The 22697-nt window shown below is 36.2% G+C and carries 37 protein-coding genes; 36 read left to right on the top strand and 1 reads right to left on the bottom strand.

Annotated elements, in window-relative coordinates; translation table 11 throughout:
* The first annotated feature begins 73 nt into the window (after positions 1-73).
* The 28 genes from rplC to rplQ all read left to right on the top strand — a co-directional run bounded on the left by rplC (position 74) and on the right by rplQ (position 13875).
* Positions 74-700, top strand: a complete 627-nt coding sequence (gene rplC, locus JNG87_RS21045) for a 50S ribosomal protein L3 (RefSeq protein WP_002983195.1) — start codon at positions 74-76, stop codon at positions 698-700.
* Positions 691-1320, top strand: a complete 630-nt coding sequence (gene rplD / locus JNG87_RS21040) for a 50S ribosomal protein L4 (protein ID WP_034694672.1) — start codon at positions 691-693, stop codon at positions 1318-1320. Before rplC ends, rplD begins: the two co-directional genes overlap by 10 nt.
* A 3-nt stretch (positions 1321-1323) precedes the next feature.
* Complete coding sequence (rplW, locus tag JNG87_RS21035) at positions 1324-1614, top strand: 50S ribosomal protein L23 (RefSeq protein ID WP_002983204.1); 291 nt, start codon at positions 1324-1326, stop codon at positions 1612-1614.
* Between the two features lie 22 nt (positions 1615-1636).
* Positions 1637-2458: a 50S ribosomal protein L2 gene (rplB, locus tag JNG87_RS21030; RefSeq protein WP_027381305.1), complete on the top strand. Its 822-nt coding sequence runs from the start codon at positions 1637-1639 to the stop codon at positions 2456-2458.
* A gap of 2 nt (positions 2459-2460) precedes the next feature.
* Positions 2461-2739 (top strand): 30S ribosomal protein S19, encoded by a 279-nt coding sequence (gene rpsS, locus JNG87_RS21025; protein ID WP_002983209.1) that lies wholly within the window; start codon positions 2461-2463, stop codon positions 2737-2739.
* Between the two features lie 2 nt (positions 2740-2741).
* The gene (rplV, locus tag JNG87_RS21020; protein WP_002983214.1) at positions 2742-3140 is read left to right on the top strand and encodes a 50S ribosomal protein L22; all 399 of its coding nucleotides are present in this window, start codon (positions 2742-2744) and stop codon (positions 3138-3140) included.
* A gap of 7 nt (positions 3141-3147) precedes the next feature.
* The gene (rpsC, locus tag JNG87_RS21015) at positions 3148-3897 is read left to right on the top strand and encodes a 30S ribosomal protein S3 (RefSeq protein WP_034694675.1); all 750 of its coding nucleotides are present in this window, start codon (positions 3148-3150) and stop codon (positions 3895-3897) included.
* Positions 3898-3994: 97 nt separating this feature from the next.
* Complete coding sequence (gene rplP, locus JNG87_RS21010) at positions 3995-4420, top strand: 50S ribosomal protein L16 (protein ID WP_076596996.1); 426 nt, start codon at positions 3995-3997, stop codon at positions 4418-4420.
* 12 nt (positions 4421-4432) lie between these two features.
* Positions 4433-4618: a 50S ribosomal protein L29 gene (rpmC, locus tag JNG87_RS21005; protein ID WP_034694678.1), complete on the top strand. Its 186-nt coding sequence runs from the start codon at positions 4433-4435 to the stop codon at positions 4616-4618.
* Between the two features lie 12 nt (positions 4619-4630).
* Positions 4631-4885 (top strand): 30S ribosomal protein S17, encoded by a 255-nt coding sequence (gene rpsQ / locus JNG87_RS21000; RefSeq protein ID WP_027371715.1) that lies wholly within the window; start codon positions 4631-4633, stop codon positions 4883-4885.
* Positions 4886-4887: 2 nt separating this feature from the next.
* The gene (gene rplN / locus JNG87_RS20995) at positions 4888-5256 is read left to right on the top strand and encodes a 50S ribosomal protein L14 (RefSeq protein WP_002983226.1); all 369 of its coding nucleotides are present in this window, start codon (positions 4888-4890) and stop codon (positions 5254-5256) included.
* A 21-nt stretch (positions 5257-5277) separates the two neighbouring features.
* Positions 5278-5604, top strand: coding sequence for a 50S ribosomal protein L24 (gene rplX / locus JNG87_RS20990; protein WP_047427597.1), 327 nt, complete (start codon positions 5278-5280; stop codon positions 5602-5604).
* 11 nt (positions 5605-5615) lie between these two features.
* Positions 5616-6167, top strand: coding sequence for a 50S ribosomal protein L5 (gene rplE / locus JNG87_RS20985; RefSeq protein WP_034694682.1), 552 nt, complete (start codon positions 5616-5618; stop codon positions 6165-6167).
* Between the two features lie 3 nt (positions 6168-6170).
* Entirely contained in the window at positions 6171-6440 is a 270-nt protein-coding gene (rpsN, locus tag JNG87_RS20980; protein ID WP_002983233.1) for a 30S ribosomal protein S14, read from the top strand.
* A 146-nt stretch (positions 6441-6586) separates the two neighbouring features.
* The gene (gene rpsH, locus JNG87_RS20975; RefSeq protein WP_002983236.1) at positions 6587-6985 is read left to right on the top strand and encodes a 30S ribosomal protein S8; all 399 of its coding nucleotides are present in this window, start codon (positions 6587-6589) and stop codon (positions 6983-6985) included.
* A 17-nt stretch (positions 6986-7002) separates the two neighbouring features.
* On the top strand, positions 7003-7548 hold the full coding sequence (gene rplF, locus JNG87_RS20970; RefSeq protein WP_110008552.1) for a 50S ribosomal protein L6: 546 nt from the start codon (positions 7003-7005) through the stop codon (positions 7546-7548).
* Positions 7549-7563: 15 nt separating this feature from the next.
* Positions 7564-7917 (top strand): 50S ribosomal protein L18, encoded by a 354-nt coding sequence (gene rplR / locus JNG87_RS20965; RefSeq protein ID WP_002983242.1) that lies wholly within the window; start codon positions 7564-7566, stop codon positions 7915-7917.
* Positions 7918-7936: 19 nt separating this feature from the next.
* Positions 7937-8458 carry a 30S ribosomal protein S5 gene (rpsE, locus tag JNG87_RS20960; protein ID WP_002983245.1) on the top strand — a complete coding sequence of 174 codons (522 nt, stop codon included), beginning with the start codon at positions 7937-7939 and terminating at the stop codon, positions 8456-8458.
* 11 nt (positions 8459-8469) lie between these two features.
* Positions 8470-8646, top strand: coding sequence for a 50S ribosomal protein L30 (rpmD, locus tag JNG87_RS20955; protein ID WP_029297759.1), 177 nt, complete (start codon positions 8470-8472; stop codon positions 8644-8646).
* A gap of 21 nt (positions 8647-8667) precedes the next feature.
* Entirely contained in the window at positions 8668-9117 is a 450-nt protein-coding gene (gene rplO / locus JNG87_RS20950; RefSeq protein ID WP_110008553.1) for a 50S ribosomal protein L15, read from the top strand.
* Between the two features lie 9 nt (positions 9118-9126).
* Positions 9127-10506 (top strand): preprotein translocase subunit SecY, encoded by a 1380-nt coding sequence (secY, locus tag JNG87_RS20945; protein WP_002983253.1) that lies wholly within the window; start codon positions 9127-9129, stop codon positions 10504-10506.
* A gap of 3 nt (positions 10507-10509) precedes the next feature.
* The gene (gene infA, locus JNG87_RS20940) at positions 10510-10725 is read left to right on the top strand and encodes a translation initiation factor IF-1 (protein WP_002983257.1); all 216 of its coding nucleotides are present in this window, start codon (positions 10510-10512) and stop codon (positions 10723-10725) included.
* A gap of 62 nt (positions 10726-10787) precedes the next feature.
* Positions 10788-10904, top strand: a complete 117-nt coding sequence (gene rpmJ / locus JNG87_RS20935) for a 50S ribosomal protein L36 (RefSeq protein WP_007839480.1) — start codon at positions 10788-10790, stop codon at positions 10902-10904.
* Positions 10905-10913: 9 nt separating this feature from the next.
* Complete coding sequence (gene rpsM, locus JNG87_RS20930) at positions 10914-11291, top strand: 30S ribosomal protein S13 (protein WP_002983260.1); 378 nt, start codon at positions 10914-10916, stop codon at positions 11289-11291.
* Between the two features lie 12 nt (positions 11292-11303).
* The gene (gene rpsK / locus JNG87_RS20925) at positions 11304-11693 is read left to right on the top strand and encodes a 30S ribosomal protein S11 (protein WP_002983263.1); all 390 of its coding nucleotides are present in this window, start codon (positions 11304-11306) and stop codon (positions 11691-11693) included.
* A 19-nt stretch (positions 11694-11712) separates the two neighbouring features.
* Positions 11713-12321: a 30S ribosomal protein S4 gene (rpsD, locus tag JNG87_RS20920; protein ID WP_110008554.1), complete on the top strand. Its 609-nt coding sequence runs from the start codon at positions 11713-11715 to the stop codon at positions 12319-12321.
* A gap of 33 nt (positions 12322-12354) precedes the next feature.
* On the top strand, positions 12355-13350 hold the full coding sequence (locus JNG87_RS20915; protein ID WP_047376582.1) for a DNA-directed RNA polymerase subunit alpha: 996 nt from the start codon (positions 12355-12357) through the stop codon (positions 13348-13350).
* Positions 13351-13356: 6 nt separating this feature from the next.
* Positions 13357-13875 carry a 50S ribosomal protein L17 gene (gene rplQ / locus JNG87_RS20910; protein WP_110008555.1) on the top strand — a complete coding sequence of 173 codons (519 nt, stop codon included), beginning with the start codon at positions 13357-13359 and terminating at the stop codon, positions 13873-13875.
* A 101-nt stretch (positions 13876-13976) separates the two neighbouring features.
* Here rplQ and JNG87_RS20905 read toward each other — a convergent pair whose 3' ends face one another.
* Positions 13977-14411 (bottom strand): hypothetical protein, encoded by a 435-nt coding sequence (locus JNG87_RS20905; protein WP_137905027.1) that lies wholly within the window; start codon positions 14409-14411, stop codon positions 13977-13979.
* A 66-nt stretch (positions 14412-14477) separates the two neighbouring features.
* Between JNG87_RS20905 and JNG87_RS20900 the strand changes: the two genes are divergently transcribed.
* The 8 genes from JNG87_RS20900 to JNG87_RS20865 all read left to right on the top strand — a co-directional run bounded on the left by JNG87_RS20900 (position 14478) and on the right by JNG87_RS20865 (position 22668).
* Positions 14478-16337, top strand: coding sequence for a glycoside hydrolase family 35 protein (locus JNG87_RS20900; RefSeq protein WP_202840844.1), 1860 nt, complete (start codon positions 14478-14480; stop codon positions 16335-16337).
* Between the two features lie 202 nt (positions 16338-16539).
* On the top strand, positions 16540-17172 hold the full coding sequence (locus JNG87_RS20895) for a response regulator (RefSeq protein ID WP_202840842.1): 633 nt from the start codon (positions 16540-16542) through the stop codon (positions 17170-17172).
* Positions 17173-17178: 6 nt separating this feature from the next.
* Positions 17179-17970, top strand: coding sequence for a hypothetical protein (locus tag JNG87_RS20890; protein ID WP_202840841.1), 792 nt, complete (start codon positions 17179-17181; stop codon positions 17968-17970).
* A 1-nt stretch (position 17971) separates the two neighbouring features.
* The gene (locus JNG87_RS20885; RefSeq protein WP_202840840.1) at positions 17972-18607 is read left to right on the top strand and encodes a hypothetical protein; all 636 of its coding nucleotides are present in this window, start codon (positions 17972-17974) and stop codon (positions 18605-18607) included.
* On the top strand, positions 18604-19392 hold the full coding sequence (locus tag JNG87_RS20880) for a sensor histidine kinase (protein ID WP_202840839.1): 789 nt from the start codon (positions 18604-18606) through the stop codon (positions 19390-19392). Before JNG87_RS20885 ends, JNG87_RS20880 begins: the two co-directional genes overlap by 4 nt.
* 65 nt (positions 19393-19457) lie before the next feature.
* Positions 19458-19787 carry a hypothetical protein gene (locus JNG87_RS20875; RefSeq protein ID WP_202840838.1) on the top strand — a complete coding sequence of 110 codons (330 nt, stop codon included), beginning with the start codon at positions 19458-19460 and terminating at the stop codon, positions 19785-19787.
* Between the two features lie 213 nt (positions 19788-20000).
* A complete protein-coding gene (gene eno / locus JNG87_RS20870) occupies positions 20001-21293 on the top strand; it encodes a phosphopyruvate hydratase (RefSeq protein ID WP_047427629.1) in 1293 nt (430 codons plus the stop codon).
* Between the two features lie 88 nt (positions 21294-21381).
* On the top strand, positions 21382-22668 hold the full coding sequence (locus JNG87_RS20865) for a citrate synthase (protein WP_110008563.1): 1287 nt from the start codon (positions 21382-21384) through the stop codon (positions 22666-22668).
* Positions 22669-22697: the final 29 nt, after the last annotated feature.

The following is a 22697-nucleotide window of genomic DNA, read 5'->3' as shown; positions in this document are numbered from 1 at the left end:
CAAAAGTAGAAATTACTTCAGACTTCCGAAAAATGGGGATAAATAAAGGATAAATTTTATTATAATATAAACAATGTCAGGTATTATTGGTAAAAAAATCGGTATGACATCTTTGTTTAACGAAGAAGGAAAAAACATTCCTTGTACAGTTATCCAAGCTGGTCCATGCTCGGTTTTACAGGTCAGAACCTTAGAAAAAGACGGTTATAAAGCTGTTCAGTTAGGTTTCGATGACAAGAGTGAGAAGAACGTTGGTAAAGCGTTAGCTGGTCATTTTAAAAAGGCTGGTTCTGCTCCTAAAGCTAAATTAGTTGAATTCTACAGAGAGTTCGTTGATGAAGTAAAAGTAGGAGAAGAAGTAAAAGTTGATTTATTCGCTGAAGGTGAATATGTTGACGTAACAGGAACTTCAAAAGGTAAAGGCTTCCAGGGTGTTGTTAAGAGACACGGATTTGGAGGTGTAATGCAGGCAACTCATGGTCAGCACAACAGACTTAGAGCTCCAGGTTCTATCGGTGCTGGTTCAGACCCTTCAAGAGTATTCAAAGGGATGAGAATGGCTGGAAGAATGGGAGGTAAGCAGGTAACTGTTCAAAACCTTCAAGTGTTAAAAGTTGATCAAGAACAAAATCTTTTAGTAGTAAAAGGTGCTGTTCCGGGAGCTAAAAATTCTTATGTAATTATCAGAAAATGGAACTAGTAGTATTAAATACATCAGGAAAAGAGACCGGAAGAAAAGTAACTCTAGACGAAACAGTATTCGGAATTGAGCCAAATCAGCACGCGGTTTACTTAGAAGTTAAACAGTATCTTGCTGCTCAAAGACAAGGTACTCATAAAGCAAAAGAAAGAAGCGAAATTACTGCTTCTACTAAAAAGCTTAAGAAGCAAAAAGGATCAGGATCTGCTAGATACGGTGATATCAAATCTCCAGTATTCAGAGGTGGAGGTAGAGTATTCGGACCAAAACCAAGAGACTACAGATTCAAATTGAACAAAGCTCTTAAGAGATTGGCTAAGAAATCTGTTTTATCTCAAAAAATGAGAGACAACAGCATTAAAGTTTTAGAAGATGTGAGCTTTGACGCTCCTAAGACTAAAGATTTCATCAATGTATTAAATGCATTGGAACTTAACGGTAAAAAATCTTTATTCGTTCTTCCTGAAGCTAACAAGAATGTGTATTTATCTTCAAGAAACTTACCTAAAACTAAAGTAATGAACTTCAACGAGATCAGTTCTTACGATTTAGTAAACGCTGGTGAGATCATTTTCTTCGAAGGTGCAGTTGAAAAATTCCAGGAAAATTTAAAGAAATAAATCATGTCAGTTATTATTAAACCAGTTATTTCAGAAAAGGCTAATTACCTTACAGATTTAAGAGGTTCTTATTCTTTCTTAGTGAATCCTAAGGCGAATAAAATCGAGATCAAAAAAGCTGTTGAAGCGGCTTACGGTGTAAAAGTAGCAGACGTTAACACAATGATTTATGCTCCGAAGGTTTCTTCAAAATACACTAAAAAAGGTCTTCAAGTAGGAAAGACAAATAAATTGAAAAAAGCGGTAATCAAACTTGCTGAAGGTGAGGTTATCGATATTTTTGCTGTAAATTAATTATTAATTATAAATAATAGTAATGTCTGTTAGAAAATTAAAACCTATCACCCCGGGACAGAGATTCAGAATTGTAAACAATTTTGAGGAAATTACTACCAACAAACCAGAGAAATCTCTAACAGTTGGTATTAAAAAGTCAGGTGGACGTAACCAAACAGGTAAAATGACCATGCGTTACACCGGAGGTGGACACAAAAAGAAATACAGAATTATTGACTTCAAAAGAAACAAAGCAAACGTTGAAGCTACTGTAAAATCTGTAGAATACGATCCAAACAGAACTGCATTTATCGCTTTATTAGAGTACGCAGACGGAGAGAAGAGATATATCATCGCTCCAAACGGTATCAAAGTTGATCAGAAAGTAGTATCAGGAGAAAGCGTTGAACCAAACGTAGGTAACGCAATGAAATTGAAAAATATTCCATTGGGTACTGTAATCTCTTGTGTTGAAATGAAGCCTGGACAAGGTGCAATTTTAGCAAGAAGTGCTGGTTCTTCAGCTCAATTAACTTCAAGAGATGGTAAATATGCAATCATCAAGTTACCTTCAGGAGAATCAAGAATGATCCTTACTGAATGTATGGCAATGATTGGTTCTGTTTCCAACTCAGATCACCAATTAACTGTATCAGGTAAGGCTGGTAGAAGCAGATGGTTAGGTAGAAGACCAAGAACAAGAGCGGTTGTAATGAACCCAGTAGATCACCCAATGGGTGGTGGTGAAGGACGTTCTTCAGGAGGTCACCCAAGATCTAGAAACGGTAAACCGGCTAAAGGTTACAAAACTAGAAAGAAAAACAAAGTGTCTAACCGTTACATCGTATCTAAAAGAAAATAATTATGGCAAGATCACTTAAAAAAGGACCGTTCATTCATCATACTTTAGATAAGAAGGTTCAGGCAAATATAGAGTCTGGTAAGAAGACAGTTATCAAAACTTGGTCTAGAGCATCTATGATCTCTCCGGACTTCGTAGGACAAACTATTGCTGTACACAACGGGAAATCTTTTATCCCTGTTTACGTTACAGAAAACATGGTTGGTCACAAGTTAGGCGAATTTTCTCCAACAAGATCTTTCAGAGGTCATGGTGGTAACAAAAACAAAGGAAGCAGATAATCATGGGATCAAGAAAACAAGATAGTTCAATCGCAAGAAAAGAAGCTAACAAAGACGTTGTAAAAGCTTCATTAAATAATTGCCCGTCTTCTCCAAGAAAAATGAGATTAGTTGCTGATATCATTAGAGGAGAGCAGGTAGACAAAGCACTTTATATCCTAAAATATTCTAAGAAGGATGCTTCTAACAAGTTAGAGAAATTACTTCTTTCTGCTATGGCTAACTGGCAAGTGAAAAACGAAGGTGCTGACATCGAGGAAGCAAACCTTATCGTTAAAGAAATATTTGTGGATAGTGCAAGACAATTGAAGAGACTAAGACCAGCTCCACAAGGTAGAGGGTATAGAATCAGAAAAAGATCTAACCACGTTACATTAATCTTAGGTAACAAAGAAAATTAATCAAGGTATGGGACAGAAGACAAATCCAATTGGTAACAGATTAGGTATCATCAGAGGATGGGATTCTAACTGGTTTGGTGGAAACGATTATGGAGACAGAATCGCTGAAGACTACAAAATCAGAAGATACCTTGAAGCTAGATTATCTAAAGGTGGTATTTCAAAAATTTATATTGAAAGAACTTTAAAATTAGTTACAGTAACTATTACTACTGCTAGACCGGGACTTATCATCGGTAAAGGAGGTCAGGAAGTTGATAAATTGAAAGAAGAGTTGAAGAAATTGACTGGTAAGGATATTCAAATCAACATTTTCGAAATCAAAAGACCTGAATTAGATGCTGTACTAGTTGCTGATAGTATTTCTAAGCAAATTGAAAACAGAATTTCTTACAGAAGAGCTGTTAAAATGGCAATGGCAAGTACTATGAGAATGGGTGCTGAAGGTATCAAAGTTCAAATCTCTGGTAGATTAAACGGAGCTGAAATGGCAAGATCAGAATCTTTCAAAGAAGGAAGAATTCCATTGTCAACTTTCAGAGCTGATATTGATTACCACTGGGCAGAAGCTCACACTACTTACGGTAGACTAGGGGTAAAAGTTTGGATCATGAAGGGTGAAGTTTACGGTAAAAGAGAACTTTCTCCACTAGTGGGACAACAGAAAAAAGGAGGTCAGTCAGACAGAGGAAACAGAGGAGGAGACAGAGACAACAGAAGACCTAGAAAAAACAACAACAATAACAATAATAATTAAAATTTTAGATTAGAAATTTTGAATTTTAAATTACCGTTACTTTTTTAAAATAAAAAAAATCTAAAATCTAAAATCTAAAATCTAAAATTTAGAAATTATGTTACAACCAAAAAGAACCAAATTCCGTAGAGTTCATAAGATGAAGATGAAGGGGAATGCCCAGAGAGGTAGTCAACTTGCTTACGGAACTTTTGGGATCAAAGCAACGGAAGGAGCTTGGATCACTGCAAGACAGATTGAAGCGGCTCGTATCGCTGCGACAAGATATATGAAGAGAGAAGGTCAACTATGGATCAAAATCTTCCCAGATAAGCCAATTACTAAGAAACCAGCGGAAGTACGTATGGGTAAAGGTAAGGGTGCTGTTGAATATTGGGTAGCTGTAGTAAAACCAGGTAAAATTATGTTCGAAGTTGGAGGTGTACCTTACGATATCGCTAAGGAAGCTTTAAGACTTGCTGCACAAAAATTACCAGTAGTTACTAAATTCATCGTTGCTAACGATTTTGTTAAACCTCTATAATCTTTGAATACAATGAAAAATGCTGATATTAAAAATTTAAGCGCGGGTGATATTCAAGCTCAATTAACTGAAGCAAAAGCTCAATATTCTAAATTGAAATTGGCTCATGCAATCAGCCCAATTGAAAACCCGATTCAAATCAGAGATTTGAGAAAAACAATCGCAAGACTAAACACTGAGTTAACTAACAAACAATAATTTCATTTTACAATGGATAGAAATTTAAGAAAAGAAAGAATCGGAGTGGTTTCCAGCAATAAAATGGAAAAAACTATTGTTGTTAGTGAAACTACAAGAGTAAAGCACCCGATGTACGGTAAATTCGTTTTGAAAACGAAAAAATATACTGCACACGACGAGAACAACGAATGCACAGAAGGTGATACAGTTTTGATCCAGGAAACTAGACCTTTGAGCAAGAGCAAGAGATGGAGATTAGTAAGAATCATTGAAAAAGCTAAGTAATAATGTTACAAACAGAATCAAGATTAAAAGTTGCTGATAACACAGGTGCTAAAGAAGTACTAGTGATCAGAGTTCTGGGAGGAACCAGAAGAAGATATGCTTCAGTTGGTGATAAAATCGTTGTTACGATCAAGGATTCTACGCCATCTGGAAACGCTAAAAAAGGTCAGGTATCTAAAGCTGTAGTAGTAAGAACTAAGAAAGCAGTAAGAAGAAAAGATGGTTCATACATCAAATTCGACGACAATGCTTGTGTATTACTAAACGCAGCGGGAGAAATGAGAGGAACGCGTGTTTTCGGACCAGTTGCTCGTGAGTTGAGAGACAAAGAATATATGAAAATCATTTCATTAGCTCCTGAAGTACTTTAATTTTAAAAATTTTTAAAAGAAATGTCAAAGTTAAAAATAAAAAGAGGAGATAACGTAATCATTACTACTGGTAAGAAAGATATCAAAGGTAAGACTGGTGAAGTTATTGAAGTGATCAAGAAAGAAGGTAGAGACCCAAGAGTAATCGTTGCAGGACTTAACATCGTTAAAAAACACGTTAAGCCTTCAGCTTCTAATCCTCAAGGAGGAATTACTGAGAAGGAAGCTTCTATTCATATCTCAAACGTAGCTTTAGTTGGTAAAGACGGAAAAGCTATCAAAATCGGTTACAAAATCGAAGGAGATAAGAAAGTAAGAATTAACAAAAAAACGGGTGAAACTTTATAATTTGAATTAACATGGAATATATAGCAAGACCCAAAAAAGCATATAAAGAGACAATTGTTCCTGCAATGATGGAAGAATTCGGGTATAAGTCAGTAATGCAAGTACCTAAATTAGAGAAAATCGTTGTATCACAAGGTTTAGGTGATGCTACTGCAGACAAAAAAATCATTGATTATGCTGTAGAAGAGCTTACAAATATCACAGGTCAAAAGGCTGTTGGTACAATCTCTAAGAAAGACGAAGCTGCTTTCAAATTGAGAAAAGGTATGCCTGTAGGTGCAAAAGTTACTTTAAGAGGAAACCAGATGTATGAATTCTTAGACAGACTTACTGCTTCTGCTTTACCACGTATCAGAGATTTCTCTGGTATCAAAGCTGATGGTTTCGATGGTAGAGGTAACTACAACTTAGGTATTACTGAGCAGATTATCTTCCCTGAAATCGTAATTGACAAAGTGAAAAAAATCCAGGGGATGGACATCACTTTCGTTACTACTGCGAAAACAGATAAAGAAGCTAAAGCATTATTAACTCACTTCGGTTTACCATTTAAAAAGAACTAAGAAATGGCTAAAGAATCAATGAAAGCGCGTGAGCGCAAAAGAGAAGCACTAGTTGCTAAATACGCTGCTAAAAGACAAGCTCTTAAAGAAGCTGGTGATTACGAAGGACTTCAAAAATTGCCTAAAAATGCTTCTCCTGTAAGATTACACAACAGATGTAAACTAACAGGTAGACCAAGAGGATACATGAGAACGTTCGGTATTTCCAGAGTAACTTTCAGAGAAATGGCAAACAACGGTCTTATCCCAGGTGTAAGAAAAGCTAGTTGGTAATTATTACTAATTAAAAATCGGGACAATTAAGTTGTTCAGATACTAAAGATAAAAATATCAGACCGAAGATTTCTGAAGTCTGATATTTTACTCTTCAAGTCTTTGCAAAACTGATTGTTCTTTAACCAATAATTTATAAAAGAAAAATGGTAACAGATCCAATTTCAGATTTCCTAACAAGAGTAAGGAACGCACAAAGCGCAGGCCACAAAGTGGTGGAAATTCCTGCATCGAAAATCAAAAAGGAGATTACTAAGATCTTATTTGATCAAGGGTATATCTTAAACTACAAGTTTGAAGATAACGCTGTTCAAGGAGTGATCAAAATCGCTTTAAAGTATGATAAGCAAACTAACAAACCGGCTATCAAGTCTATTCAAAGAGCTTCTAGACCAGGTTTGAGACAGTACAAAGGTTCAGCTGAGCTTCCAAGAGTACTAAACGGTTTGGGTATTTCTATCATCTCTACTTCTAAAGGAGTAATGACTGACAAGAAAGCTAGAGAAGAGAAAGTAGGCGGTGAAGTAATCTGCTATGTTTATTAATTTTTAATCAGAGGAAAATGTCAAGAATTGGTAAAGCAATTATAACAATTCCAGCAGGAGTTACAATCACTGAAAACAACGGTGTAGTAACTGTAAAAGGAGCTAAAGGAGAGCTTTCTCAGGAGCTTACTGCAGGAATTACTATAGAACAGAAAGATGGTGAACTTAACGTAAACAGACCATCTGATTCTAAACAACACAAAGCGCTTCACGGTTTATACAGAGCGTTAATCAACAACATGATTGTTGGTGTAAGTGCAGGTTTCGAAAAGAAACTTGAACTAGTAGGGGTAGGATATAGAGCTTCACACGCAGGTCAAAAACTTGAGTTGGCTTTAGGATTCTCTCACGGTATCGTATTAGAACTTCCAAGTGAAGTAAAAGTGGATACATTGACTGAAAAAGGTAAAAACCCAATTATTACTTTAACGTCTCACGACAACCAACTTCTAGGAATGGTAGCTGCAAAGATCCGTTCTTTCAGAAAGCCTGAGCCATACAAAGGAAAAGGTGTAAGATTCGTAGGAGAAATTGTTAGACGTAAAGCTGGTAAATCTGCTTAATAAATTATAAGTATTATGGCATTAAGTAAATTAGAAAAAAGAATAAGAATCAAAAGAAGAGTAAGAGGGAAAATCTCTGGATCTTCTGAATTGCCAAGATTATCTGTATACAAAAGTAATAAGGAAATTTACGCTCAGTTAATCGACGATAAAAATGGTAAAACTTTAGTTTCAGCTTCTTCAAGAGAGAAAGGTGTAGACGCTAAAGGGACTAAGACTGAAGTTTCTGCTGCTGTTGGTAAAGCTATCGCTGCTAAAGCTATCGCTGCAGGAATCGAAAGTATTGTATTTGACAGAAACGGATTCGTATACCACGGTAGAGTAAAAGCTCTTGCTGATGGTGCAAGAGAAGGAGGACTTAAATTCTAATCATTAAATTTCGGAAAATATGTTAGGACTAGATAATATAGAAAGAGTAAAACCGGGAGGATTAGAATTAAAAGATCGTCTCGTAGCTGTTAACAGAGTAACAAAAGTAACAAAAGGAGGTAGAGCTTTCGGATTTTCTGCTATTGTTGTAGTAGGTAACGAAGAAGGTGTTATCGGTTTCGGTTTAGGAAAATCTAAAGAGGTTGCTTCTGCAATTGCTAAAGCAGTTGAAGACGCTAAGAAAAACCTTGTGAAAGTTCCTGTAATGAACCATACTATCCCTCACCAAACTACTGCTAGATACGGTGGTGCAGATATCTTCCTAAGACCTGCTTCTCACGGTACAGGATTGATCGCCGGAGGTGCGGTAAGAGCGGTATTGGAATCTGCTGGTATTCACGATATCCTTTCAAAATCTAAAGGATCTTCTAACCCTCACAACGTAGTGAAAGCTACTTTCAAAGCGTTATTAGACATCAGAAGACCTGAAGAGATCGCTAGAATGAGAGGAATTTCTCTAAGTAAAGTGTTTAACGGTTAATAATTAAAACAATGGCAACAATTAAAGTAAAGCAAGTAAGAAGCGCTATTGGTAGAACAAAAACCCAAAAGAGAACGCTTGAAGCATTAGGATTAAAAAAACTTCACCAAGTTGTAGAACACGAAGCTACTCCTTCTATCTTAGGAATGATCGCTGCAGTAAGCCACTTACTTGAAGTTCAAAAATAATTTTATAAAAGAGAAATTAAAATGAATTTAAATAACATAAAACCTGCTGCAGGATCTACTTTCAACTCAAAGAGAATTGGTAGAGGTCAAGGTAGTGGAAAAGGAGGTACTTCAACAAAAGGACACAAAGGTCAGAAAGCTAGAGCTGGTTATTCTCAAAAAATCGGTTTCGAAGGTGGACAGATGCCTTTACAAAGAAGATTACCTAAATTCGGATTCAAAAACGTAAACAGAAAAGAGTTTAGAGGAGTTAACCTTGATACTATCCAGACTTTAATCGAGAACAAATCCATCACCGGAGATATCACGAAAGAAGTTTTAGTAGCAAACGGAATAATTTCTAAAAACGAATTAGTGAAAATTATGGGTAGAGGAGAATTGAAATCTGCGGTTTCAATCTCTGCTGACAAATTCACTAAATCTGCTGAAGAGCTTATTGCTAAAGCAGGTGGAAAAGCAATTACCTTATAATACTTACTAATGAAAGAATTTATACAAACACTTAAAAATATTTGGAGTCTTAAAGAACTTAGAGATAAAATTCTCTTCACTTTAGGGATTATCCTTGTGTATAGATTCGCATCTTATATCTCGCTTCCTGCAATTAACCTTGCAGAGGTGGGAGATCTCTTAGAGCATTATAAAAATCAAGGCGGTAACAAGCAAGGAGCAGGTCTCCTTGGCTTGCTTTCGTCGTTTACGGGGGGAGCTTTCAGCCACGCTTCCGTAATGGCGTTGGGAATCATGCCTTATATTTCTGCTTCTATTATTGTTCAGTTGATGGGGATGGCTATTCCTTATCTTCAGAAGCTTCAGAAAGATGGAGAGTCAGGTAGAAATACATTGAACCAAATTACAAGATGGTTAACAATTGGAGTTTGTCTGGTACAGGCACCTTCTTACTTAACTTCTATTACTCAATTATTCTTACCATATGCTCAGTTCCAGTCTGCATACTATGTAGAGCCAAATTCAATCATGTTCTGGTTGCCAAGTATTGTTATTTTGGTTGCCGGTTCAGTATTCGCAATGTGGCTGGGTGAAAAGATTACCGATAAAGGAATCGGAAATGGTATCTCTATCCTTATTATGGTGGGGATCCTTTCAAGATTACCTGAGGCATTCGTACAGGAGATGGCCGTGCAGAACGGAAAAGGAGGAATGGGATCTATCATGATCCTTATTGAAGTATTATTCTGGATGTTGGTAGTTCTTTTAGCAGTAATCTTATCAGTAGCTGTTAGAAAAATTCCAATTCAGTATGTAAGCAGAGCTCAAGCAAGAGGAGGTGTAAACAGAAATCTTATGCAGGGAGCAAGACAATGGATTCCATTGAAAGTAAATGCTGCTGGTGTAATGCCGATTATCTTTGCCCAGGCATTGATGTTCGTACCAGGATTATTAACAAAATTCGATGAGTCTAACACTTTTCTTGCAGGTTTCAAGAATGTTTTTAGCTGGCAGTACAACGTATTGTTTGCGCTATTAATTATTATCTTCTCATTTTTCTATACTGCGATTACAATTCCGGTAAACCAGATGGCTGATGACTTGAAGAGAAATGGAGGTTTAGTGCCGAAAGTAAGACCCGGTAAAGAGACCGCTGATTATTTAGATGATATTTTATCAAAAATTACCTTGCCAGGTGCAATTTTTTTATCTATCTTTGCAGTCCTTCCAGCAATTGTGCATGGAAGCTTTGTTCAGACAGATGCGTTTGCCCTATTTTTCGGGGGAACATCATTATTAATTATGGTGGGTGTAATTTTAGATACAGTTCAACAGATTAATACTTATCTGCTGAACCATCATTATGATGGCTTAATGCAGTCTAAATTATCAAGAACGACTGGATATTAATTTATGGCAAAACAAAAACATATTGAACAAGATGGCGTGATCGTGGAAGCACTTTCTAACGCCATGTTCCGTGTAGAGCTGGAAAATGGGCATATCCTTATTGCTCATATCTCCGGCAAAATGAGAATGCATTATATTAAACTTTTACCTGGAGATAAGGTAAAACTAGAAATGTCTCCCTATGATTTAACAAAAGGGAGGATCACATTTAGATATTAAAACAATTAGCCAAATGGAATACCCATTCCATTTGGCATTTGTAAAAAATAAATACTATCAAAATGAAAGTAAGAGCATCAATTAAAAAAAGAAGCGCTGATTGCAAAATCGTACGCAGAAAAGGTGTACTATTCGTAATCAACAAGAAGAACCCAAAATTTAAACAAAGACAAGGTTAACATTAAATTATGGCGAGAATTGCAGGTATTGATTTACCAAAAAACAAAAGAGGTGTTATCGGTTTAACTTACATCTATGGAGTAGGAAGAAGTACTTCTTCTGAAATCCTTAAAGCTGCCGGTATCAGCGAAGACAAGAAAGTCAACGAATGGAATGACGATGAATTGGCTGCAATCAGAACATATATCTCTGAAAACGTAAAAGTAGAAGGAGAATTGAGATCTGAAGTGCAATTGAACATCAAGAGATTGATGGACATAGGATGCCAACGAGGAATACGTCACAGACTTGGATTACCTTTAAGAGGCCAGAGAACGAAAAACAACTCTAGAACACGTAAAGGGAAGAGAAAAACTGTTGCTAACAAGAAAAAAGCTAGTAAATAATCGTTAGGAATTATGGCAAAACAAACTAAAGTAGTTAAGAAAAGAAAAGTAAAAGTTGAAGCTATTGGTGAAGCTCATATTCAGGCTTCTTTCAATAACATCATCATTTCTTTAACAAATAAAAACGGAGAGGTTATCTCTTGGGCTTCTGCCGGTAAAATGGGTTTCAGAGGTTCTAAAAAGAATACTCCATTTGCTGCTCAGATGGCAGCTGAAAATTGCTCTGCTGTAGCTCACGAAGCTGGTTTAAGAAGAGTAAAGGTGTTTGTGAAAGGTCCAGGTGCAGGTAGAGAATCTGCTATCAGATCTATCCACAATTCAGGAATTGAAGTTAGCGAAATCATTGATGTGACTCCTATGCCACACAATGGATGTAGACCACCAAAAAGAAGAAGAGTTTAATTTTTAGAATTTACCCATTATGGCAAGATATATTGGACCTAAAACTAAGATTGCTAGAAAGTTTGGTGCTGCAATCTACGGAGATGATAAAAACTTCGAAAAAAGAAAGAACCAACCGCCAGGACAACACGGTCCTAACAAAAGAAGAGGTGCTAAAAAATCAGAATATGCAATTCAGTTAGCTGAAAAACAAAAAGCTAAATATACTTACGGTATTTTAGAAAGACAGTTTGCTAACCTATTTGACAAAGCACACAGAAGTAAAGGTGTAACAGGGGAAGTTCTATTACAACTTTGTGAATCAAGATTGGATAACGTAGTATACAGATTAGGTTTTGCTAAAACAAGATCTGGAGCTAGACAATTGGTTTCTCACAGACACATCACTGTGAACGGGGAAATTCTTAATATCCCTTCTTACTTGGTAAAAGCTGGTGATGTAATCGCTGTAAGAGAAAAGTCTAAGTCTCTTGAGGTTGTTACCAATGCATTGGCTTCTAAGTCAAACTATGAGTGGTTACAATTCAACGATGAGAAGAAAGAAGGAACTTTCGTTTCTGCTCCTGAAAGAATCCAGATTCCGGAGGACATTAAGGAGAACCTTATCGTCGAACTTTACTCTAAATAATTTTTTAATCAAATTTTTGCTCAACCCAATAATATGGCAATTTTACAATTCATAAAACCCGATAAAGTAATTTTACTTAACTCTGATGAATTTAAAGGTCAATTTGAATTCAGACCTTTAGAACCAGGTTTCGGGCTTACAATCGGTAATGCTTTGAGAAGAGTGTTGCTTTCTTCTCTGGAAGGATACGCTATTTCATCTATCAAAATAGAAGGTGTAGAGCACGAATTTTCAACTATTCCAGGAGTAATCGAAGACGTTACCGAAATTATTCTTAACCTTAAGCAGGTAAGATTAAAAGCTGCAGCAGAAGGCCAGGCTAACGAGCAGGTTGTTGCTAAAGTTTCAGGTCAAACGGTTATTACTGCTGGTGATTTAGGAAAGTCTATCAACGGATTTGAGGTTTTAAACCCGGATTTGGTGATCTGCAACCTAAACAGTGATGTAACTTTCGAAATTACTTTCAATATTGAAAAAGGTAGAGGGTATGTTCCTTCTGAACAAAATAAATCAAACAATGCTCCAGTAGGAACTATTGCTATTGACTCTATTTTTACGCCGATCAAGAAAGTACAATACAGCATTGAAAATTATCGTGTAGAGCAAAAAACAGACTACGAAAAACTTGTATTAGATATAGAAACTGACGGGTCTATCAGCCCTCAGAATGCTTTAACTGAAGCTTCTAAGATATTAATTTATCACTTCATGCTATTCTCTGATGAGAGAATCACGCTTGAAACTGAAGCTGTAAAAGCATCTATCCAGTACGATGAAGAAACTCTTCACACAAGACAACTTCTTAAGTCTAAATTAGCAGATATGGATCTTTCTGTAAGAGCCCTTAACTGTCTGAAAGCGGCTGAAGTAGAAACTCTTGGAGAACTGGTTTCTTACAGTAAGTCTGATTTGATGAAATTCAGAAATTTTGGTAAAAAATCTTTGACAGAACTAGAAGAATTAGTGCATTCAAAAGGTCTTAACTTCGGTTTCGACGTTGCAAAATATAAGTTAGACGCTGATAAATAATTAATAATGAGACACGGTAAAAAATTCAATCACTTAGGAAGAACAGCTTCTCACAGAAGTGCTTTACTTTCTAATATGGCTTGTTCTCTAATTGAGCATAAAAGAATCAACACTACTGTAGCTAAAGCTAAAGCTTTAAGAGTATATGTTGAGCCTCTATTAACAAAAGCAAAAGAAGATACTACACACAACAGAAGAGTAGTATTCTCTTACCTTCAAAATAAATTTGCGGTTGCTGAATTATTCAGAACTGTAGCTCCTAAAATCGCTGAAAGAAACGGTGGTTATACAAGAATCATCAAGACAGGATTCAGACCAGGTGATGCTGCTGATACTGCTCTTATCGAGTTAGTAGATTTCAACGAGCTTTACAACCCTAATGCTGAAGAGAAAAAAGCTACAAGAAGAAGCAGAAGATCTACAACTGCTAAAAAAGCTGAAGCAGTAGTTGCTGATGCTCCTGCAGTTGAAGAGAAAGTAGAAGAAGCTAAAGCTGATACTACTGAGGAAAAAACTGAAGAATAATATTCATTCAGATATATAAAAAAACCATCCGGAATCCGGATGGTTTTTTATTTAATACTTATCAAATAAAATGTCCCTCAATATGGAAGGACATTTTTTATTTAAATCTTTGTTCTTTTCAGCTCAATAATATTGTTACCCTGTTCAAGGTGAAGGCTGTCTCCTTTTACCCTTGCAGTCATATCATCTTTTTTGTAAATCGTTTCATCTCCTTTCGTTTCCGACTTAGGCAAGGTAAACGTTTTCTTGTTGCTGGTAATAGCTACCGTACTTTCTTTCGGATCGTTTTTAAATACTACTTTCACCAGTGTTCCGTCAGTAGCTTTATACACAAAATCTGTTTTCTCAGTTTTCTGACCGTTGATATCTACTGTCGAAGAACTTTGTGTTACCGAATCTATCTTTCCGTTGTTGTCTGTAACTACAGTTTCTGAACTGTCTGTTTTGATAACGCTTTTGTTTCCGCTTTCACTTTTTTTACAGCTGACTACTGCCAGTGCCAATACAGCACCTAGTGCTAAAAGACTTTTTTTCATGATTATATTATTTGATATTCAATTGATTTTTATATTTTAAATTTTACAAAAATCATGCCTTACAATATGAGAAATTTTAACCGTTATTTATGCATAATTCTTTTATTTTTCTCCTTGAATACTGTGTTTTCACAGAAAGGAAATTTTGAAATTAAAGATGGACATTTCTTCCTGAACGGAAAATCATTTACCGTGTATTCAGGAGAAATGCATTATCCCAGAGTTCCGTCGGAGTATTGGAAGCATCGTCTGGAGATGATGAAAGCAATGGGACTGAATACCGTTACGACTTACGTTTTTTGGAATTATCATGAAGAAGCCCCGGGAAAATGGAATTTTTCAGGTGAAAAAGATTTGCAGAAGTTCATCAAAACGGCACAGGAAGCTGGCTTATATGTTATCATTCGTCCGGGGCCTTATGTTTGTGCAGAGTGGGAATTCGGAGGATATCCGTGGTGGCTGCAGAAAAATAAAGACCTTGAAATAAGAAGAGACAACAAAGCTTTCTTAGAGGAATGCCGTAAATATATCAGTCAGCTGGCAAAGCAGATCGTACCTCTGCAGATTAATAATGGCGGCCCGGTTATTATGGTACAGGCAGAGAATGAATTTGGATCTTACGTTGCCCAGCGAAAAGATATTCCGTTGGAAGAACACAGGAAATACAGTCATAAGATTAAAGACATGCTGTTGAAAAGCGGAATCTCGGTACCTTTATTTACCTCAGACGGCAGTTCACTTTTTAAAGGAGGATCTATTGAAGGTGCTTTACCTACCGCAAACGGAGAAGGTGATATTGCTGTTTTAAAGAAAAACATCAATGAGTATAATGGTGGAAAAGGTCCTTATATGGTTGCAGAATATTATCCCGGATGGCTCGATCATTGGGTAGAACCATTCGTTAAGGTCTCCACAGAAGAAGTGGTGAAGCAAACAAAGCTCTATATAGAAAATGATATTTCTTTTAATTATTATATGATTCATGGTGGAACCAACTTTGGATTTACCAGTGGTGCCAATTACGATAAGGATCATGATATCCAGCCGGATCTTACGAGCTATGATTATGATGCTCCCATCAGTGAAGCAGGATGGGCAACCCCTAAATATAATGCGCTGAGAGAAATTTTTCAATCCCTCAATAAAAGTAAACTTCCGGATATTCCAAAACCAGTAAAAGTCATCACTATTCCACAAATAAAATTTTCAAAAGTAAATTCTCTGTTTGATCTTACCGATCATCAGAAACCTGTTATTAATGACCAGCCACTGACGTTTGAAGATTTGAACATCGGAAACGGATATGTTCTTTACAGAAGAAAGTTTGACAAAGACCATAAAGGGATATTGGAAATAAAAGGACTCCGTGATTATGCGAATATTTACATCAATGGCCAATGGAAAGGTGAATTGAACAGAGTATATAAAAAGTATGATCTTGCTATTGAAATAAAATCCGGAGACCGGCTGGAAATTCTTGTTGAAAATATGGGAAGAATCAATTACGGAGCAGAGATTGTTCATAATTTAAAAGGAATTATCAGCCCCGTAAAAATTAATGGCGCTGAAGTTTCCGGGAACTGGGAAATGCTTCCTCTTCCTTTTGATACTTTTCCAAAACATCACTTTAAAAATAAAGAAATTGCAGATCATTCACCTGTTATTCAGGAGGCAGAATTTGTGCTTGAAGAAACCGGTGATACTTTTCTTGATATGAGAAATTTTGGAAAAGGTATTGTTTTTATTAACGGGAAAAATGCAGGAAGATACTGGAGTACTGCAGGTCCTCAGCAAACACTTTACATTCCCGGAGTATGGCTGAAAAAAGGCAAAAACAGGATTCAGATCTTTGAACAGATTAAGTCCCACCATACAATAAGCAGTATTGATTATCCTATCCTTGATCAGATTGTGAAAAATAATTGATTTTAAATATGTATTTGTAATTTTTTATTTTGATTTATTATGAAATATTTATGATAATATTGTTTTTGAAGTGAAAAATTGATTAAATTTAATACAGCTAAAACACTAAACCATAACTTCAAACTCAAATAGTAATATTACACAAAGGTGTAATTGATTTCAAATTGTTTTCTGTTGAAATTTGCTTCAAACAAACAAAGTCATGAGCATTTCCATAGCCATAGTAGAAGACGAAAAAAACTACAACAATGCGTTGAAGAAGGTCATCAATTATCAGAAGGATATGAAAGTGGTTGCCCAGTTCTTTGATGGCAATGATGCCATAACGAACCTGCCAGATATCTCTCCTGATGTTGTGATGATGGATATCCAGTTACAGGACATGCTCGGAATCGAGATCATAGAAAAACTGCGAAAAGAAATTCCCGGTACCCAATTTATTATGTGTACCAGCTTTGATGATGATGAAAAGATCTTTAATTCTTTAAAGGCTGGCGCCATGGGATATCTTGTAAAAGGTGAAAGTATGGATAAGATTCTTGCTTCGATACGGGACGTATATCAGGGAGGTGCTCCTATGAGCTTTTCTATTGCAAGAAGAGTATTGAATCATTTTGAAAAAAAGCTTCCGGAAATAAAAGGCTTTGATGAACTTACGGAACGCGAAAAAGAAATTCTTGAACTCCTTTCACAGGGACTTCTTTACAAAGAAATTGCAGATAAAAAATTCATCAGTATTGACACCGTCAAGAAGCACGTAGGAAATATTTACAGAAAACTCCACGTCAACAACAAAGTGGAGGCCGTCAATAAATTTAACCAATCAAAAAACTAAGAAATTATGGAAAATTCAAATGCAACAAGTCAGGTAATCCTTGATGACAATTTAGCTTACAGAAAAGGCCCTATCGGTAATAAACTTGAACAGCTGGTTGAAGATGTGTCGGAAATGAGGCCCATTAGTCACATTCTGGCAAAAAGTTTTATTGACAGTGCTAAAAGGGGAGTTTTGCTATTTATGCAAAATCAAAATGTGAATTTTAATCTCGGAGGTATTTATGCTGTAAAACATTCATTACTGAAAAATATTTGTGACCTCATGAATGATATTAAAGCGACCTATTTAACATTCACTTTTGTACAGATAGATCCCCGGGATTCCAGGTTGCGACTTACACCTAATTCTGAAAACAAGATGATCTACATGGTGGCCTCTTTGCAAACAGAGGGGAAAAATACCATTGATGAGCATAATTATCTTATCATCAATGCCAATCAGGATCTTTCACTTAAGGATCTGAAAATCTCCGATGAGAATGTAAAAGCACTTAATGATTTTTATCTTAAGAACGGACATCAGGTATTGACTAATTATTTAGGACGAAATAATACATTTTATATCAGTTATCATATCGTTGATCTGATAGATACCCTGTCAAAAGATGATAGTGAGACATTTATCATTAATCTTTGCGAGATCAGTGATGTGAAGAAAGTCGTTTTTGAAAATAATCTTGGCGATAAATTTCGCGAAGACCAATATAAAAGACATTTTGAAACCCATGAAAAACAAATGACACTGGTTTTTAGTACAGACGAAGGATATTACGATATGGGTTCATTATATCCGTAAAATGGTAATCCAGATAATATACATCGCAGTACTCCTGGCGGCTACTGTAAAGTCCATAGTTTTAGCTGGGAAGAAAGGTCTTTCCAGCCAAAACTATTTTGCGATATTTTTATTTCTTTCGCTTTGTCTGGAGCTGTATGGCCATTATAAAATATTCAATAAAGAATTTGACTTTGCTTATCTGTTTAATTATTACAGCATTTTTTTGATTATATTTTTTAACATTTACTATGCTAAAATCTTCCCTCAGAAACTCAGGATGTTTTTCCGCTGCATTCTGATTGCGATACTTGCCTATATTATCCTGTTTGTAAAGTTTTATAGTGATAACTATGAAAATACATTAGGAATATTAGTATGCTTTTATTTCATCATTAATGTGTTGGTTTGGTTGTACATCAGACTGAAGAATTTTGACGAAATAAAAATTCTGGACGATCCGCATTTCTGGGTTTCCTGTGGTTTACTTTTTTGGAGTATTTTCTTTATTTTCAGATCTATACCCATGTTTTTTCTTCGGGATAATGATCCGGGGCTTCTGCAGATTCTAAAAGTGATGCAGTATTGTGTAAATATCATTATGTATGGAATGTTCTATATTGCTTTAAGGAAATTTGAAAATAAAAACACAATATGAAGCAACTACCGGATACAATAAGATTGGCTTATATTATTGCTGTTATTTTATTAATAACTTTTGTCATCTTTATTGTTTTAATCGTTGTTCTGTATAATAAAAGACAGCTTTTTTTTATTCAGCAGCAGCAGCTTAAAGAATCTGAACATCAAAACCAGCTTCTTCAGAAAGAACTGGAAAAACAAAAGGTGCTGGAACAGGAGCGGGAACGTATCTCCCACGACATGCATGATGATCTTGGAGCCGGAATTTCTGCATTGAAGCTTCAGGCAGAATTTCTCAAACAGAAAGCGAAAGACGATGATCTGCAAAACGACATCGATGAGCTTCTGAAAACCTCCGAAGAAATGAACATCTCCATGAGAGAAATGCTCTGGAGCCTGAACTCAGGAAATGACAAATTAGGAAGCTTTATCGATTATGCTGTCCTTTATACCGGAAACTTTTTGAAGAAAACAAAAATAATCGTGTATTCAGAATATGAAAATATCATAGCAGAAACACCAATTTCTACCGAAATGAGACGTAATCTTTTTCTCTGTCTGAAAGAAGCCGTTAATAACGTTTATAAACACAGCTGTGCCAATAGCCTGAAGCTTTCATTTTCGCAGGAAGAAAATAACTTTTCTATGAAAATCTCTGATAACGGAAAGGGAATTTCCGACGGCCATAAAGAAGGGAACGGTCTTAGAAATATGAAACGAAGAATGAGCGAATTATCAGGCGATTGTACAATCATTTCCGGAAATCCCGGAACCTGTCTGGTCTTCAAAACCAAATTATAAATTACCCTTTTGTGTAATTGACTGGTCCTTTTTTTAGAGAGAAATTTGATATAAAATCAAAGGCCATGAAAACTCTTATTAACGACAGTATCGGAGATCTGGAAGCTGCTTTAAAAAACAGCAGTGATCTTCAGGAGAAGTTCAGAATAAATCCTGTAGAGGCTATTAAAAATGTAGAAATAAGAAATACTAAGGATACAGACTACTGGATTTACAGGATTATTGTCCTGATGCTCGGGCTGGCAGTTATCGCAATCATTGCAGGGCTTATACTCATTGCTTACTGGAATGACGGCTCCTCCAAAGATAATCAACTGGTCACTATATTTGCTACTATTTCATCAGGAGCAATAGGTGCCCTGGCCGGTCTTTTATCTCCCACACCCAGAAAATAATACCCTATATACCGTATAATAAAGCTCACTTTTCAAGGTGAGTTTTGTTATGATCTTCCATTTTTTAATTCCTGATCCATTCCCTCAAAAATGGGGAATTATCATAATATAAATTAACTAAAATTTAACTTGGATTTATTTCAAAAAAATGCTGTGAAATACCCTTGAAAGTTAAATTTTGATTAAATTTGTCTAAACTAAAAAAATTAAAAAATGAGTGCAATTTCTTACATAGAAGCAAGACAGATTTTAGATTCCAGAGGAAATCCTACCATTGAAGTAGATGTATTTACAGAAAGCGGGGCAATGGGCCGTGCAGCTGTACCTTCAGGAGCATCTACAGGAGAACACGAGGCGGTAGAATTACGTGATGGTGGTTCAGAATATCTGGGAAAAGGAGTTCTGAAAGCTGTTGAAAATGTAAAAGAAGTAATTGCAGAGAATCTAGTAGGACAGCCGGTTTTTGAACAAAACTATATCGATCAGATTATGATTGATCTTGATGGAACACCTAACAAAGGAAATCTTGGTGCCAATGCTATTCTTGGTGTTTCTCTGGCAGTAGCAAGAGCTGCTGCTGCTGAATTGGGAATGCCTCTTTATAAATATGTAGGTGGAGTGAACGCCAACACACTTCCTGTTCCAATGATGAATGTAATCAACGGTGGATCTCACTCAGATGCTCCTATCGCATTCCAGGAATTCATGATTATGCCGGTAAAAGCTGATTCTTTCTCTCATGCATTGAGAAAAGGAACTGAAATTTTCCACAACCTAAAGTCTATTCTTCATTCTAGAGGTTTATCTACTGCGGTAGGTGACGAAGGTGGTTTTGCACCAACTTTCAAAGGAACTGAAGATGCTTTGGATACTTTACTTCAGGCTATTGAAAAAGCAGGTTATAAGCCAGGTGACGATATTATGTTGGCACTTGACTGTGCAGCTTCGGAATTCTACAAAGACGGAATCTATGATTACAGAAAATTCCAGACTCCGGATGCAGCTCAGTTTTCAAGCAGCGAGCAGGTTTCTTACTTAGCGGAACTGGCTGCAAAATATCCAATCATTTCTATCGAAGATGGTATGCAGGAAAACGACTGGGAAGGTTGGAAAATGTTAACAGATAAAATTGGTGACAGAGTACAGCTGGTAGGAGATGATTTATTTGTAACCAACGTAGAAAGATTATCCAGAGGAGTAAAAGAAAATATTGCGAACTCTATCCTTGTAAAAGTAAATCAGATTGGTTCTCTTTCTGAAACAATGGCTGCTGTACAGATGGCTCAGAATAACAAATTCACTTCAGTAATGTCTCACAGATCAGGAGAAACTGAAGATTCTACAATTGCTGATTTAGCAGTAGCAATGAACTGTGGACAGATCAAAACCGGTTCAGCTTCAAGATCAGACAGAATGGCAAAATACAACCAGTTATTAAGAATTGAAGAAGCTTTAGGCGAAACTGCAATTTTCCCAGGGTTGGAAGCTTTTAAAATCAAAAGATAATTAATCGAATTTATAAATAACGGCAAGCGAAATTTTTAGTTTGCCGTATTTTATGGAAAGTGGTATATTTAAAAAAAATAAATAAATAATGTCAGACAACAAAGTAATATTGAATTACGACGGTAATTCATATGAATATCCAATCGTGGATAGTACTATCGGAGACAGAGGGATTGATATTTCAAAATTAAGAGACCAGACAGGTTTAATCACTCTGGATTTAGGTTACAAAAATACAGGAGCTACTATTAGCGACATCACTTACTTAGACGGAGATAAAGGAGAATTATTTTACAGAGGTTATCCAATCGAGCAGATTGCTGAAAAATCTAACTTCACTGAAGTAATGTATCTTTTATTACATGGAGAATTACCTACTCAGGATCAGTTTACTTCATTCGACAACAATATTAAAAAATACAACTTCATCGCAGACGAAATGAAAAAAATCATTGATGTTTTTCCTCGTTCTGCTCACCCTATGGGAGTTTTATCTTCTTTAACGTCTGCTTTAACAGCCTTCAACCCGAAAGCTGTTAACGTAAACTCTAAAGAAGAAATGGATCACGCTGCTGAGCTTATGATCGCTAAGTTCTCTCACCTTTGTGCATGGACTTACAGAAAAACTCAGGGCTTACCATTAAACCACGGTGATAACAACCTGAACTACGTAGAGAACTTCTACAAAATGGCATTCAGATTACCAAACGCTGATTTCGAAATCGATCCGGTAGTTGTAAATGCTTTAGATAAATTATTAATCCTTCACGCAGACCACGAACAAAACTGTTCTACTTCTACAGTAAGAATGGTAGGTTCTGCCCACACAGGTCTTTTCGCTTCTATCTCTGCCGGAGTATCTGCACTTTGGGGACCACTTCACGGTGGTGCTAACCAGGCTGTAATCGAAATGCTTGAACTGATCGAGAAAGACGGTGGTGACGTATCTAAATATGTTGCTAAAGCTAAAGATAAGAATGATAACTTCCGTTTAATGGGATTCGGACACAGAGTGTACAAAAACTTCGACCCAAGAGCGAAAATCATCAAGAAAGCTGCTGACGATATCCTTAAAGCATTAGGTATCCAGGATAAAGCTCTTGACATTGCAATGCAGCTGGAAAGAGTAGCGCTGGAAGACGAATACTTCGTAGAAAGAAAACTATATCCAAACGTAGACTTCTACTCAGGTATCATCTACAGAGCGTTAGGAATCCCTACAGAAATGTTCACCGTAATGTTTGCATTAGGAAGACTTCCGGGATGGATTTCTCAGTGGAAAGAAATGAGACTGAAAGGAGACCCGATCGGAAGACCAAGACAGGTTTACCAAGGTGCTCAGCAAAGAAACTACATCGATATTGCAAGCAGATAATATTTGCTTATACTATAAAAAAATCCCAA

Origin of the sequence: Chryseobacterium cucumeris (genome assembly GCF_016775705.1) — a bacterium.
GTDB lineage: Bacteria > Bacteroidota > Bacteroidia > Flavobacteriales > Weeksellaceae > Chryseobacterium > Chryseobacterium cupriresistens.
The sequence above is the reverse complement of the archived record's forward strand: the minus strand, read 5'-3'. Positions and strand labels throughout refer to the sequence as shown.